Genomic DNA, 14,149 nt, shown 5'->3' on the forward strand with positions numbered 1-14,149 from the left:
CGTATTTTTGAAAATAGCGCCGTGTCTTCGGGGATACGGCGCTAAATTAATCATGGAGTGAAATGGAAAGGTGGTCGCCATGAATACTGAGGAACTGGGAACTGACAATGCCGTTAGAGCCTGGCGCACAGAATACGGGGCAGAGGCGGTTGCGGTGGCCGACATGTTGTGTGACAGATATGCTTGTGCGCCTGAAAAGGTTGCTTTGTTTTATGAAAACGAGAAAGGAGAAAACCTCCAACTGTCTTTTGCCCAACTGTCCGCATCTTCGGCAAAGATGGCAGGTTTTTTAAAATCATTGGGTATTAGAAAAGGAGACAGGATAGCGGTAATGCTGCCGAAAACTCCCGAACTGGTCATAGCCGCCCTGGCCATTTGGCGGTTGGGAGCGGTGTATTTACCGCTGTTTACCGCTTTTGGGCCGGAGGCGATCAATTATCGTTTAAAAGATAGCGGAGCCCGGGCCCTGGTAACAGATGTAGGAAACAGGACAAAAATTTTGGAAGATGAAAGAAACAGGGACGGACTTCAAATTATTACCGTAGCCGGCCCCCGGGAAAGCGGGTTTGCCCCGGGAGATTTCAGCTTTTGGGAGGAATTGGAGTCCGCGGTCCCCTTGAAGCAGGCGGTTATAGTAAGTTGGAACGACCTCCTGGTCTTAATCTATACATCCGGGACTACAGGGCACCCTAAGGGCTGTGAAATGCCGGTAAAAAGTCTGGCCGCTTTTGAAGCCTACATGCGCTATGGACTGGACTTGCAGGAAAATGATGTCTACTGGAACATTGCCGATCCCGGATGGGCTTACGGGTTGTACTACAATCTCATTGGCACGCTGCTGATGGGAAAGACTATTTTGTTCTACCATGCTCCCTTTAATCCTGCCGGTGCCTATCATATTATGGAAAAGTATCAAGTAACCAATTTGACCGGGGCTCCCACTGCATACAAAGTTATAATGGGGGCGGGAGAAGAGATGGCCAGGAAAGCGCAACTTCACCTAAGAGTCCTTTCCAGCGCCGGAGAACCCTTAAATCCGCATGTGATCAAATGGGCAAAAAAAATGTGGGGGTTGCCTATTTATGATCATTACGGCCAAACCGAAGGGGGAATGATGCTGAACAATCATCATTTTCCAGGGCTGGATGAAAAAATTAAACCTGGGTCCATGGGCCGGCCCATGCCCGGATACAAGATGGTCGTGCTGAACAGCGAGGGACAGGAACTGGCCAACGGGCAGCGCGGAGAATTGGCGGTTGACCTGGCAAATTCTCCTTTATTCGGTTTCCGTCACTACTGGCAAAATGAGAAAGATACGAAAGAAAAATTTACCGGGGACGGACGCTATTATCTGACCGGGGATATTGCCCGCGTGGATATAGAAGGGCATTTCTATTTTGTGAGCCGGTCGGACGATATTATTTTAAGCGCGGGGTACCGTATTGGTCCCTTTGAAATAGAAAATGTCCTCATGCAGCATGAGGCGGTTCTGGAAGCTGCCGTGATTGGGGTGCCCGACGAATTGCGGGGAGAGATCGTGAAAGCTTTTGTTGTTTTAAAACCAGGGTCATTCAATAAAGAAGCTTTGGCCCAGGAATTACAAAATTTTGTCAAGAAAAGACTGTCCGCTCATGCTTATCCCAAACAAATTGAATTTTTAGATCAGATTCCCCGTACCAGCAGCGGTAAAATCCAGAGGTACTTGTTAAGAAGGGCGAATTAAGATGTCAGGGGAGGCCTTAAAATGAAGAAAAAAATTACTGCCATGTATTTTAGTCCGACAGGCACAACCAAAGAAGTAGTATCTGCATTAGCAAAAAACATTTTGGTGAATGTTGACAGGGAAATATCGGTAAATATTATTGATTTTACCTATCCGGAGGTAAGAAAAAAACCAGTGTCTTTTAGCGAGGAAGATGTTGTGCTGATCGGAGTTCCGGTCTATGCCGGAAGAGTTCCTAATGTATTGCTAAAATATTTAAGTACCATCACGGGCAATGGGGCATGGGCAGTTGCTGTGGTTCTATATGGTAATAGAAACTACGACGACGCCTTAATAGAATTAAAAGATATCCTGGAGTTTCAAGGGTTTAAACTGATTGCAGGGGGAGCATTTATTGGGGAACACTCATTTTCTAATCGTCTGGCCCAAAACAGGCCAGACGAAAAAGATATGGCTCTGGTGCATGATTTTGCTGATCACATATACACAAAGATAACAAGGTGTCCTGCTCAGGCTAAGTATTTCGATGATCAGGATTATTTAAGACATAAACATGAATTAGAATCTGAGTATTCGGGTCGAAAAGAACCGGAATTATTCGTGTAACTATAGGAGGTTGTCAAATGATTAACAGCAAGGTATTATTCGGCTGGGATTTTAGCTTTAGCGGTACTCCGGATTTTTGGAATGGACTCAGTATAGATGATTATTCCCTCAGGTATGTGGATAAAATGAATCAGGTGCGTCAAATGCATTTCAAGGAGATTTTTGAATTGGCGGAATATGTGCGTGCAAATGATATCCGGTTTGGCTCTTTCAAAAAAGAAATTTTCCCACCCTGCAGTATTGCCATGAAGGGGTATACTTTTTATTATTTTGATAATGACGTGCTATTAAAGGCCAGAAGATCTTTGTCCAATTCCTGGAAATCTCAGTATCATGCTGTGGATCGGGGAAAAAGTCTCATAGCCGGGTAACCGGCTTAAATTTTTTTATTTATGATAGCAATAGAAAAACTGCCGTTCCCAGGATTTACCCGGATGAGCCGGCAGTTTTCTTAACATTAATTCATCATATTAAGGTTCATCCACTTACAGACTCACCCGATTCAATTTTAACCGTGTTTTCGTGTTTGACTATTCCAATAGCAAAATAAAGGATAATTCCTGCTGCCAAACCCCACATTGCCCCTTTAAATGCCAGGAAAAGAGCCATACAAGAAGCTACACCCATATCTTCTCTTGTTTTTAACATTTGCATGGCCATATAACAACACCCATATGCCTGGATAGTCAATGTGGCAATATATGCAATGGGCATTACCGGTTTCATTCCCGATACAATCGGCAGGAGAATGGAGCCGATCGCCATGGCAATACTAAATGACATGATTCCGCTATGCACGCTGTCCATTTGCTTTCTCCCCTGCTTATATCGTTCGGTAATCGAGATTTGCACGCCCCCCCAGAGCGGGCCGCACAGGGTCGGATAGGGTGCAAGCGTGGCGAAGAAAAGGTTTCTGAACCCTGAAATAAGATTGGATCGGGCAGGGTTAAATGCAACCTTTTCATCGGTACGAACGTGGTCTGCATCACGAACAACAGTTTCGGCAAAAACAAAGTCCCCGTATGCAATGATATATGCGGCGATGGTCATGGGCAACGCTTTGATAAAATACTCAATGGGCGGAAATCCTATGGCAAAAACACTACATTGTCTAATGGCTTCACCAAATTTCCAATCGATAAAGCCCCATTCGATTGCCGGAAACTGGAGTTCACCCACCAGGGGGCCCACTATTAATGCCAAAGCAATCCCTGGCACCATGCCTAAATTTGCAATAGCCTGCAATATTCGATTTTTTTTCATTGCCCTTTGATAAACAGCAGAAAAGAAGAGCATATAACTGACAAAGGTTGCAACCATTGCCGATATTACCTTCCCATCCATCCGCCCCCCAGGCTGAATCACGCTGACCATGGCGGCAATGCCTGCCCCCAGAAGAATGCCTGCCCGCAGAGATGAGGGTACGATAGCTACAACCTTATTTGCTAACCCTGTTATTCCTAGGAAGAAGAAGATAAAGGCCATAGAGTACTGTAAAGCCATCACGGCATGAATTCTGTCGGGCCCCGGTTCAAAGCCGGCCGCAAAAGCTAATGTAAGAGGTATAGCCGGGGTAATCCATCCTGGCATGCAAGGGTCGCCGAACAAGGGGTGCAAAATATAAAGCATGGTTTGAAGCGCTATCATGGAAATACATACTTCATAAGGTAGCCCTAAACATTCTGTAAGGACAGGAAGGGCTCCAAATGCAACGGCATTTAAAAAAACTGCCTGGATCGCCTCCGGCCATTCCCATTTCAGATGTACAAAAGGAAGACGCATTTGGAATACTCCCAATGGAATATAAGGCTGAACAGCACCCTCTTCTCTTTTTAAAAAGGCCATTTTAAATTCTCCCCTTTTTTAATTTTTAGGTATTCAGTTAAATAGATAGAAAATAATCCGTTATTGTTTTTTTGTGTGTCGTTAGGGGTTAGGAACATTTAAAAATAAAAAAAACATTTCTGTCCTCCTTTCTTTTTTGAGATTGGTAGTTATAGGTTGTGAAATTCTTTACAATTGCAATAATTTTGCCAACATTTTTTTCAAGATAAGATTCGGCCAAGGTTTTATTCATTCAGCCGGCATTCATAATAGCTTCCCAGGCTCAATCGAAAGGATCAATTAGCTGCAATAATTATTACCTCTAGATTATAAGAATGGCATATGATCTGTAGTTGCATCGGCTTAGAAGCAAAAACAAAAATCCTCTATTAATCTAGGGCAAAAGTTGGCGATGCTCCTACGCATCACTGCCTGCACCAGGACATCACCTGCTAACAGTTGATAGGCATAGAAAAAGAGAAAGCGTGCTGGAGAAAGACGATAATTGGGCATGAAAAACAATAGACAATAAACGTAATTTAAGCAGGTTGTACCAATCAAGACTGGAAAAAATTTTTTCGCAAGGAAGGAAAAACCATTTATTTGTGGAAAATCCCCAGGAAATGATGTAAATATTAGAATTTTGTAATGCTGAGGTTACTTTGGCATCATCTTTGCAATAGATATTTTATTGCTCTTAAACATTCGGTTAGGAAAGAAGGATGTGGAAGGCTGAACGAAGGAATATCCGCCAATGCAATAAAGGTTTTGGTGCCTATTCTAATAGCTTCAATATTTGGCGAAAACCCAGAAGACCCTCAAGTTGTTCCAAGGAAATAAGTTACATTGTGATAGGAGGAATTGAAGTGTCGATTACGGATTTGATAGAAGATTTTTCTCCCACACCTTGGTCTATTCACCAGCAGGATTCAATTAAAGATGCTTTGGCAAAGTTTTCTGAGTCCAGAAGCAATATGCTTCCTGTGATAAACGGCAACAATGAGGTAATCGGAAGTTTATCGCTGTTTGATCTCCTCTTGCCCGTTCAGGATAGCGCGAAACTTAACGAGAATATATGTCGTTGGATGGAAGATCGTTTAGTTCCTTTGAAATCGGACAAGAATCATGACCCGGTTGTAGACAAGAATAATTTCAGGGTGATTTTGGCGGATCAAAATGACCGGGCAGAGTTGTTCAATCTATCTTCTGATAGCTCATATTTCTGGAGAGATCATGAGAAATTGGAATATGAGTTGTTGCGGCAAATTACGGAAAACGTTTATTGTGGAATCGTCACAATAAATGAAACGGGAAAGGTCGTTGTTTATAACGCGTCCGCCCAGCGGCTTCTCAAGCTGAAAAAAGAAGATATCCTGGGGAAAAATATCAAAACGGTCAGAGCTTTAGAGGACTTCTCCAAATTAATTTTGGATCACAAAGGGCAGGGAAGGCACAAATTATCCTTAGGCGATGTCACCTTTGTGATCAATCTGACTCCGTTATTTAGAAATAACCTGCGGATTGGGGTCTTGGCGGTTTTTCATGAATCAGCCAAAACAGAGTGCGTCTCTCAAGAACTTAAGGTTACCGAAACATTGCTAAAAGAGATTAATATCTTTATCGAATCTTCTTACGATGGTTTATTTGTAACCGATAACCAGGGAAGGGTCATCAGAGTGAATGCCGCGTGGGAAAAAATTTTTTCCGTATCGCGTCAAGACGTCATCGGGCAAAAGGCAAAAGACCTGGTTAAAAGGGGGGTCTACGGAAAATCGGCAGCACAAGAGGTTTTGGACACAGGAAAGAGTGCTACGGTTATGTTTGAAAATAAGGGCCGAAAAATTCTGGCAACCGGAACCCCGGTATTTAACAGTCAGGGAGAAATTACCACGGTTGTAGTCAATGTAAGAGATATTACCCAGCTGGAGGATTTAAGGTGCCAGTTGGAAAAACAACAGCAACTTACAGAGAAATACTCACAGGAGATCAAAGAAATACGCAGGCAGCAGCAGGTATTTCCGGGCATCATTTGCCATAGTAAAATCATGGTACAGGTTATGGATATGGTAAGCCGGGTGGCGGAAGTCGATTCAACGGTATTAATCACCGGAGAATCGGGTGTGGGAAAAGAAATGATTGCAGGCCTGCTCCACAAATTAAGTCCGAGACGAAACGGACCGATGATAAAAATTAATTGCAGCGCGATCCCTCAGACTTTACTTGAGTCGGAATTGTTCGGATACGAGCGGGGGGCTTTTACCGGGGCATCCGTACAGGGGAAGATCGGGCTTTTTGAATTGGCCAACGGAGGCACCTTAATGCTGGATGAAATAGGAGAGACCGCTATTGAGCTACAGGCGAAGTTGCTCAGAGTGATTCAGGAGAAAGAAATTATTAAGGTGGGAGGAAGCAAATCCAAAAAAATCGATGTCAGAATAGTAGCCGCAACGAACCGTGATCTAAAAAAGATGATTCAGGAAAGAACTTTTCGGGAAGATTTGTTTTACAGGCTCAATGTGATCAGGATTAACGTTCCCTCATTAAGAGAAAGAACGGAGGATATTGTCCCGTTGTCCCTTTTTTTCCTTGAAAAGTATAATAAAAAATACAATAAAAATAAGAGACTCTCTTCATTTTTGATCAATAGCCTGAATGATTATAATTGGCCCGGCAACATTAGAGAGTTAGAAAATCTGATAGAGAATTTAGTAATTCTGGCAAGAAATGATGAAATTACTGTTGATGACTTACCGGAAAATTATAAGCAACCGGTAATATCTGACCAGAGAATTGTTGTGAACGGGGTCATGCCGATAAAAAAGGCCATCGAACTGGTGGAATTGCAACTAATTCAAAACGCCCGGGAAAGATATGGCAGTACAAGAAAAATTGCCAACGCTTTGGGAATCAATCAATCAACGGTGGTGCGAAAAATGGCTGTACAGCGGCATCAGTGATGTTCCTGCGCATCGCCTTATTTTGTGGCTATCTACCGGATATTTTTTAGGTTTTATAGCATAGAGTTAGTCGTACGATTTTAGAAAGGAAATATAAAGATTAAAAGACAGTAAGCATCTAATCGATGACGCATAGCATCATCAGAAGCTTACTGTTTTTTGTATTGAGTCCCATGCCTGAAGACTAGAAGCCTTATGATCCGGATCTAGCCTCCAGCAACAGCGGTAACACTAAGGGCTAAGAGAATACAGTCCAAAAATTTTTTCTAATGATAAAGAATTGGTACGGTAGTTGCTTAAAAATAATCAAAATATCATTGGGAGGGGTATAAATGGAGCATTCAACATGGGAAGTGGCACTCTCTGGTGCCATATTTGTCGCAGCCTATGTGCTGATTATTTTGGATAAGTTTGACAGGACGATCATCGCGCTGTCCGGTGCGGCATTGATGATATTTTTGAAGATACTTAATCAGGAGGAAGCCTTTCTGGAAATAGACTATAACACCATCGGGCTTTTGATCAGCATGATGGTCATTGTGATGATCACCAGAAGGTCGGGGGTTTTTGAGTACCTGGCGGTGAAGACAGTAAAAATTGCCAAGGGAGAACCCTTTCAGATTATTATCCTCTTATCCCTGATCACAGGCATCATTTCCGCTTTTCTTGACAACGTCACAACCATCCTGCTCATCCTGCCCGTTACATTTACCGTGGCCAAAGATTTGCATATTAATCCTGTACCTTTCATTATCTCAGAAATATTTGCTTCCAACGTAGGAGGAACAGCCACCCTAATTGGGGACCCGCCCAATATTATGATCGGCAGCGCTGTGGGATTAAGTTTTATTGATTTTATCAAAAATGATGCGGTAATTGCTTTCCCCATGATGTTTTTAACCACATATATTTTTGCAGTGCTGTATAAGAAAAAGCTTACTGCCACGAAAGACGCGAAAGAAAAAGTGATGCAGATGGATGAGACCAGATGCATCACAGATCATACTCTGCTTAGGAAGAGCCTGATCGTATTAAGTATTACTATTCTAGGGTTTCTCCTGCACAGCCAGCTGCATTTTGAATCGGCCACTATTGCCATCGGCGGAGCAGTCTTGCTTTTGGCCATTTCAAAGGTGAAGGCGGAAAAGATTCTGGAAGAAGTAGAATGGAAGACCATCTTTTTCTTTATAGGCTTATTTATCATGGTGGGAGGAATCAAAGAAACAGGCATCATCAAAATGCTGGCCCAGGGTGTTCTGGACTTCACCCATGGGGATTTAGTCTTAACCACCATGGCGATTTTATGGGTATCGGCCATTGCCTCCGCTTTTATCGACAACATTCCTTTCGTCGCCACGATGATCCCTATGATTAAGGATTTGGGCGCTCTGTCCGGGATGAATCTAAATCCCCTATGGTGGGCCTTGTCCCTGGGCGCTTGTCTGGGAGGCAACGGCACCATCATCGGCGCCAGTGCCAACGTAATCGCTACAGGAATGGCCGAGGAACGGGGACATAAAATTACCTTTGCCAAATATTTTAAAATTGCTTTTCCCGTGATGCTTCTGACTATCGTCATTTGCATGTTTTATCTGTACTTGTTTTATCTGATGTAGATAATATTGCATCTCTCCTTTATTAAGGCTGATGCTGAATATCTTTGAAGAGATGGGGGCTTTTTGATGTGTGAGAATTGCGGTTGTCTCACAAACGTAAAAAAAACACAAATTGAAATATTTGTAAAAGGTTGTAGCAATAAAAATGTCCAGGGCATAATGAAAAGCCTCTCCGGATTACCGGGAGTATATCACGTCGATATTAATGCCAATAACGGAAAGACAGCCATTGATTACAACCCTGTCCAGACTTCTCTTGCTGAAATTTTGGATATGATGGAAAAATATGGTTTGTATGTAGATGAAATATAGTTGGGGTTTCTGTCTCGAAAAGTGTCAGTGGGATTACCGTGAAAGATGCAACATCCCCAATAAGTCATCAAACCACACGTGAAAGGGAGGCGTTGCCTGTGCTTAATATCGGCCCGTCGGAATTAATTTGGGAGCTGTTAGATATTGAAAAGGTGATAATTAAACCAGAGGAAAATGTTTATAATTTACGGAACGGCCGGCATGTTTATCTTATAGACAAAGCCGCTCGCTATATAGAAAAAAACTACCGGCAGGAACTAACTTTGGAGGAAGTGGCGCGCCTGATCTATTATAGTCCCTGTCATTTTAGCCATGTATTTAAACAAATAAAAAGTTGCAGCTTTAGTAAGTACCTTACTCATGTGAGGATAGAGCAAGCAAAAAGTCTCTTGACAAGCACAGATTTTCAAATTTCACAGATCGCTAAACTAGTGGGTTATCGAGATGTCCGTTACTTCTGCACTGTTTTTAAACAAAATACGAATAGTACGCCGACTAACTTTCGTTATAAGCATTTGATGAACAAATTCAAAGAGCCGAGATCAAGTGAAGGTACTCCAGGGTAGTTCGATAAAATGGATGTTGCTTTGCCCCTAAGTGAAGCGACATTTTTATTGTTATTATACCTCTACCGTGCCAGACTACGTTCGATACGGGCTGCCGGGCGACTTTTCATCAATAAGCCAATTAGCCCGGCTAAAATAGGGAGCAGGAAAATAACGAAAACGGCCGAGGAAAGACCCCAAATGTCGCCGATGCGGCCGATCAGAATGACGGCCAGACCCCCTATTCCTCCGGCAAATCCCATGGTCAGCCCTGCTGCCAGCGCTTTGTTATCCGGAATGGCTTCTTGGGCAGCTACAACAGTGACAGAGAAGCTGGACAATAATGTTGCTCCCGCCAGGGCCAGGAAGATGGTACCCAAAGTGCCCTGAGAATGGAAAAACGCAAAGAATAGAGGTGTAGACAGTATAAGTGAGCCGACAATTAATCGTTTGCGTCCATAAAAATCTGAGATAAAACCGCCCAAGATCCCTCCCAAAGCTCCTGCAAAGAGCATGATGGTGAGCAGGTGGCTGGCGGCAATGTTCGATAAGTTTTGTGATTTAAAGTAGAGAGGAAGGATGGTTAACATCCCCGTATAAGCAAGAGAACGAACCGCAATCACCGTGATGATGGCAGAAAGTTCACCCGCTGCTGATTTGAGCGAGCGGATTACCACGGAAAGTGACGGGGCGGGGCCGGATGAAATATCATTTCGGGGTGCAAATAAGAGGAGCAGGACGGCAACGAAAATTCCGGGGATCACTGTGATGACGGTGGCCCGTAAACCGTATGCTTGAAATAAAGGTACCAAGAGAAGTGGCCCTAAAGCAAAACCAAAATTGCCAAAAGCTACAAAAGTGGAGAGTAAAACGGCCTTACGATCACCGCTTAAAACGTTAATCATCGTTGACGCTTGCGGATGGAAAGCGGCTGTACCAAGACCTGCTAACCCTGCAAGGATCACGAGAATCCAATAGTCCTGAACGATCCCCGTCAGGCTAAGCATCACCGCCATCCATAAAGTGCCCACATGGACCAGCCAACGTTTACCCTGCCGGTCTAAAAAGTAGCCAAAAAGGGGCTGAATCAATGATGATGAGATGGTAAAAGCAGAGACTAAGATAGCAGCCCGGGTAGCTGTAAAATCAGGATTTAAAACAACCAGAAACGGGAGCATCTGGGGTAGATAGTTGCTGTAGAGATCATTAAGCATATGGGCTATAGAAAGTATCGTGATTTTAGAATATTGAATTTGGTTTCCCTGACGCATGTAAAGACTCCTCTAAGAAGTTTTTTAAATTGATACCCCTCCTGGGTATATAATAGCAGCGGTATCTTAAAATTTCAATAGATGAAGAGGAAATGTTTATTCCCTATATCCCGGGCTGCCCCCCTGTATAGATAACTTAATTTTGTGCGGTCCACTCTTACATAGATTTACTTAGGACGAATTGGGAAAAATAAGAAAAATGTTTATTGACATAAACCCTAAATTAAAATAAAATTTAAGTAACATCTACCCCTGCCCGGTAGGGGTTAAACGGAGGAATTCTGATGCAGAAAAAAATTATTATCGTCGGCGGAGTTGCCGGCGGTGCCGGTGCGGCGGCAAGACTGCGCCGGCTGGATGAACAAGCGGAAATCATCCTGTTTGAAAAGGGAGAATATATTTCATTTGCCAATTGTGGACTGCCTTATTATCTAGGGGGAGTCATTTCCGAGCGGGAAAAACTTTTGGTCCAAACAGTAGATAAAATGGAGGAACGGTTTCATCTTGATATCCGGACGAGAAGTGAAGTTACCGCAATTTTTCCAGATGTCAAAGAAGTGGAAGTGGTATCCGGAGAGCAAATCTACCGGGAGAATTACGATTACCTCGTTCTTTCTCCCGGAGCGGCGCCTGTTGTGCCCCCGGTCCAGGGTGTTGGCACGGAAGGAATCTTTACGCTGCGCAATATGGCCGATGTAGATTTGGTTAAGAATTATCTTAGCAACAGCAAGCCCCGCCGGGGGGTCGTGATAGGCGGCGGCTATGTGGGGGTGGAAATGGCAGAAAACCTGAAGCAGGCAGGGTTGGATGTCGTTCTCATCGAGGCGGCGGATCAGGTAATAGGGCCGCTGGATCAGGAAATGGCCAGGATTTTAGAAAAGGCATTGCTTGACAACGGGATAAAATTGGTTCTGAAAGATATGGTGGAGAAGTTTGAGAGAGAAGATAGGATCAGTGTTTTTCTGAAAAGCGGGAGAAAATTGGAGACAGACCTGGTTGTGCTTGCCGTGGGCGTAAAGCCCGATGTTAAACTGGCCCAAGAGGCCGGATTAGCAATAGGAGAAAAGGGCGGCATCAAAGTGGATGAACACTTAAGGACCTCCGATCCGTATATCTATGCAGTGGGCGACGCCATTGAAGTCAAGGATTTGGTGAGCGGGCAGTTTTCCCTCATCCCTTTGGCCGGGCCGGCTAATAAACAGGCGCGGATTGTTGCGGACAATATCTGCGGAAGGACAACAAAATATCAAGGGTCACAGGGGACGTCAATCCTAAAGGTTTTCCACCTTACCGGCGCTGCAACCGGGAATAATGAAAAAATGCTTCGGGCGGCAGGAACTCCTTACCTCAAGTCATATACCCATTCCGGCTCGCATGCCGGTTATTATCCCGGGGCGTTGACCATGACGGTGAAAATCCTTTTTGCCCCTGAAACAGGAAAAATCCTGGGTGCCCAAATTGTGGGGAGCAAAGGAATCGATAAAAGAATTGATGTACTGGCTGCTGCCATCAAACAGGGCATGACGGTTTATGATCTGGAAGAGCTGGAGCTTGCCTATGCTCCTCCCTTTTCTTCGGCGAAGGATCCGGTAAATATGGCAGGTTTTGTAGCCGCCAATATTTTAAAGGGAGACGTAAAAGTCGTTCACTGGGATGAAATGGGAAAGCTGAATCCGGACGCGTATTTTATCCTCGATGTGAGAACGAAAATGGAATATGAAAACGGGTATTACCCGGGGGCGGTCAACATCCCCCTGGACAATTTGCGCCAGCGTTTAAATGAAATACCGAAGGATAAAAAGCTTCTCGTCTACTGTAAAATCGGCTTAAGAGGCTACCTGGCCTGCCGGATTTTAACCCAAAACAGTTTCGAAGCATTTAACATCAGCGGGGGCTATGATTTATATTTAGCCGGCACCGATCAGAGCGGGAAAAGCTTGAATCTGGATGAACAGATGACCAAAATTGAAGATCCGGAGAAGCCCAAAAAGCCAGAAACCGAAACGGGCAAAAAAGTGATTAAAATCGATGCCTGCGGCCTCCAGTGCCCAGGGCCCATCATGCGGGTGCATCAAGAGCTTGAAAATATTTCTGAAGGAGATATATTAGAGATCCATGCGACCGACCCGGGATTTGCCATTGATATTAAAGCTTGGTGCCGCAGAACGGGAAATACCTTACTGGAGGTCAAAGCCACGGACATGGATCATGTCGCTTTGATCAGAAAAGGCAGCGATAATGAAGGAAATGGGGCTCAGGTGCCCACCGGGGAGCTTCCTCAAGGGAAATCTCTGCTTGTTTTCAGCGGTGACCTGGATAAGGCCATGGCGTCTTTCATCATTGCCAACGGGGCGGCAGCGATGGGGCGGAAAGTTACCATGTTTTTCACCTTTTGGGGGCTGAATATTTTGCGTAAAGACAGAGCCGTCCCTGTAAATAAGACATTGATGGAGCAGATGTTTGCCCTGATGATGCCGAGAGGAAGCAGAAAACTTACCTTGTCTAAAATGAATATGGGCGGCATGGGAGGAAAAATGATCCGGGGTATTATGAAACGGAAAAACATTGCTTCCCTGGAAGAATTGATTGACCAGGCAAAAGCACAAGGAGTAAAGCTGGTGGCTTGTACCATGTCCATGGATGTGATGGGAATCCGGAAAGAAGAACTGATTGACGGCATTGAGTTTGGCGGGGTAGCGGCCTATCTGGCAGATGCGGAAGAATCCAATGTAAATCTCTTTATTTAATGATCTATCCTGCTGATGCTGAAAGAAAATATTTAGATGCCCCAGGGGCCACTCAAAAGGATTTTGAGTAGGCTCCTTGCTATTTATGATTTAGACAGTTATTTTGGACCATTTTTTGAGCAGAATGGCCTGGATGATTCCCAGCACGGAAAGACAAAATAGGGCAACAAAGTTCGTCGCAGGTTCGTTGCGTATTTGAGGCCAAATATTTAATAGACGCATAAACAAGCCCAAATTAATAAAACCTAGAGCATTCGCGGCAATAATCCCTTTTAACCAGGCATATTCAAATCCGGTGGCCGATAAAATGCATGAGATTAGAAGTGAGGTAGCGATACTAAGGGCAATGGTGCCAATAAAGCCAATAATGATTCCGGACGGAGTGTAAATAAGGGGAGGATTTAAGAAGATACTGGAGGCGATTTCCCACGGGGTGCTCGTTGCGATGCCTAACTGCAGACAAAGGTAAGTTAAGCCGTCTACAATGACTGCCCCAATTATACCGGTAATAAATATAGAATTAAAGTTCATTGGATCAACACCCCGGA

The 14,149-nt window shown here is 44.1% G+C and carries 11 protein-coding genes; 8 read left to right on the forward strand and 3 right to left on the reverse strand.

Annotated features, from left to right (window positions below):
* Nucleotides 1-79 precede the first annotated feature (79 nt).
* Genes DCMF_RS24525 through DCMF_RS24535 form a run of 3 tightly spaced genes read left to right on the forward strand, consistent with a single transcriptional unit; the run spans nt 80 to nt 2,700 of the window.
* Entirely contained in the window at nt 80-1,723 is a 1,644-nt protein-coding gene (locus DCMF_RS24525) for an AMP-binding protein (RefSeq protein WP_148136867.1), read from the forward strand.
* A gap of 21 nt (nt 1,724-1,744) precedes the next feature.
* Nucleotides 1,745-2,329 (forward strand): flavodoxin family protein, encoded by a 585-nt coding sequence (locus DCMF_RS24530; protein WP_148136868.1) that lies wholly within the window; start codon nt 1,745-1,747, stop codon nt 2,327-2,329.
* Nucleotides 2,330-2,346: 17 nt separating this feature from the next.
* Complete coding sequence (locus tag DCMF_RS24535; RefSeq protein ID WP_148136869.1) at nt 2,347-2,700, forward strand: hypothetical protein; 354 nt, start codon at nt 2,347-2,349, stop codon at nt 2,698-2,700.
* 106 nt (nt 2,701-2,806) lie between these two features.
* On the opposite strand, the gene DCMF_RS24540 is transcribed toward DCMF_RS24535, so the two are convergent.
* The gene (locus tag DCMF_RS24540; protein ID WP_148136870.1) at nt 2,807-4,174 is read right to left on the reverse strand and encodes a hypothetical protein; all 1,368 of its coding nucleotides are present in this window, start codon (nt 4,172-4,174) and stop codon (nt 2,807-2,809) included.
* Nucleotides 4,175-5,019: 845 nt separating this feature from the next.
* On the opposite strand from DCMF_RS24540, the gene DCMF_RS24545 reads away from it, so the two are divergent.
* The 4 genes from DCMF_RS24545 to DCMF_RS24560 all read left to right on the forward strand — a co-directional run bounded on the left by DCMF_RS24545 (nt 5,020) and on the right by DCMF_RS24560 (nt 9,604).
* Nucleotides 5,020-7,110, forward strand: coding sequence for a sigma 54-interacting transcriptional regulator (locus DCMF_RS24545; RefSeq protein ID WP_214658875.1), 2,091 nt, complete (start codon nt 5,020-5,022; stop codon nt 7,108-7,110).
* 332 nt (nt 7,111-7,442) lie between these two features.
* Nucleotides 7,443-8,726, forward strand: a complete 1,284-nt coding sequence (locus tag DCMF_RS24550) for an ArsB/NhaD family transporter (RefSeq protein ID WP_148136872.1) — start codon at nt 7,443-7,445, stop codon at nt 8,724-8,726.
* Nucleotides 8,727-8,792: 66 nt separating this feature from the next.
* On the forward strand, nt 8,793-9,038 hold the full coding sequence (locus tag DCMF_RS24555; RefSeq protein ID WP_148136873.1) for a heavy-metal-associated domain-containing protein: 246 nt from the start codon (nt 8,793-8,795) through the stop codon (nt 9,036-9,038).
* Between the two features lie 98 nt (nt 9,039-9,136).
* Complete coding sequence (locus DCMF_RS24560) at nt 9,137-9,604, forward strand: helix-turn-helix transcriptional regulator (RefSeq protein WP_214658876.1); 468 nt, start codon at nt 9,137-9,139, stop codon at nt 9,602-9,604.
* Nucleotides 9,605-9,666: 62 nt separating this feature from the next.
* On the opposite strand, the gene DCMF_RS24565 is transcribed toward DCMF_RS24560, so the two are convergent.
* On the reverse strand, nt 9,667-10,854 hold the full coding sequence (locus DCMF_RS24565) for an MFS transporter (protein ID WP_148136875.1): 1,188 nt from the start codon (nt 10,852-10,854) through the stop codon (nt 9,667-9,669).
* A gap of 284 nt (nt 10,855-11,138) precedes the next feature.
* On the opposite strand from DCMF_RS24565, the gene DCMF_RS24570 reads away from it, so the two are divergent.
* Nucleotides 11,139-13,601 carry a DsrE/DsrF/DrsH-like family protein gene (locus DCMF_RS24570; RefSeq protein ID WP_148136876.1) on the forward strand — a complete coding sequence of 821 codons (2,463 nt, stop codon included), beginning with the start codon at nt 11,139-11,141 and terminating at the stop codon, nt 13,599-13,601.
* A gap of 90 nt (nt 13,602-13,691) precedes the next feature.
* On the opposite strand, the gene DCMF_RS24575 is transcribed toward DCMF_RS24570, so the two are convergent.
* Nucleotides 13,692-14,132 carry a hypothetical protein gene (locus tag DCMF_RS24575; protein ID WP_148136877.1) on the reverse strand — a complete coding sequence of 147 codons (441 nt, stop codon included), beginning with the start codon at nt 14,130-14,132 and terminating at the stop codon, nt 13,692-13,694.
* Nucleotides 14,133-14,149 lie beyond the last annotated feature (17 nt).

It is taken from the genome of Candidatus Formimonas warabiya (assembly GCF_002777255.1).
Taxonomy (GTDB): domain Bacteria; phylum Bacillota; class Dehalobacteriia; order Dehalobacteriales; family Dehalobacteriaceae; genus Formimonas; species Formimonas warabiya.

What these genes read in the sequence shown, in the direction of transcription:
- DCMF_RS24525 (WP_148136867.1), top strand. Translation starts at nt 80, where the DNA reads ATGAATACTGAGGAACTGGGAACTGACAATGCCGTTAGAGCCTGGCGC.
- DCMF_RS24530 (WP_148136868.1), top strand. Translation starts at nt 1,745, where the DNA reads ATGAAGAAAAAAATTACTGCCATGTATTTTAGTCCGACAGGCACAACC.
- DCMF_RS24535 (WP_148136869.1), top strand. Translation starts at nt 2,347, where the DNA reads ATGATTAACAGCAAGGTATTATTCGGCTGGGATTTTAGCTTTAGCGGT.
- DCMF_RS24540 (WP_148136870.1), bottom strand. Translation starts at nt 4,174, where the DNA reads ATGGCCTTTTTAAAAAGAGAAGAGGGTGCTGTTCAGCCTTATATTCCA.
- DCMF_RS24550 (WP_148136872.1), top strand. Translation starts at nt 7,443, where the DNA reads ATGGAGCATTCAACATGGGAAGTGGCACTCTCTGGTGCCATATTTGTC.
- DCMF_RS24555 (WP_148136873.1), top strand. Translation starts at nt 8,793, where the DNA reads ATGTGTGAGAATTGCGGTTGTCTCACAAACGTAAAAAAAACACAAATT.
- DCMF_RS24565 (WP_148136875.1), bottom strand. Translation starts at nt 10,854, where the DNA reads ATGCGTCAGGGAAACCAAATTCAATATTCTAAAATCACGATACTTTCT.
- DCMF_RS24570 (WP_148136876.1), top strand. Translation starts at nt 11,139, where the DNA reads ATGCAGAAAAAAATTATTATCGTCGGCGGAGTTGCCGGCGGTGCCGGT.
- DCMF_RS24575 (WP_148136877.1), bottom strand. Translation starts at nt 14,132, where the DNA reads ATGAACTTTAATTCTATATTTATTACCGGTATAATTGGGGCAGTCATT.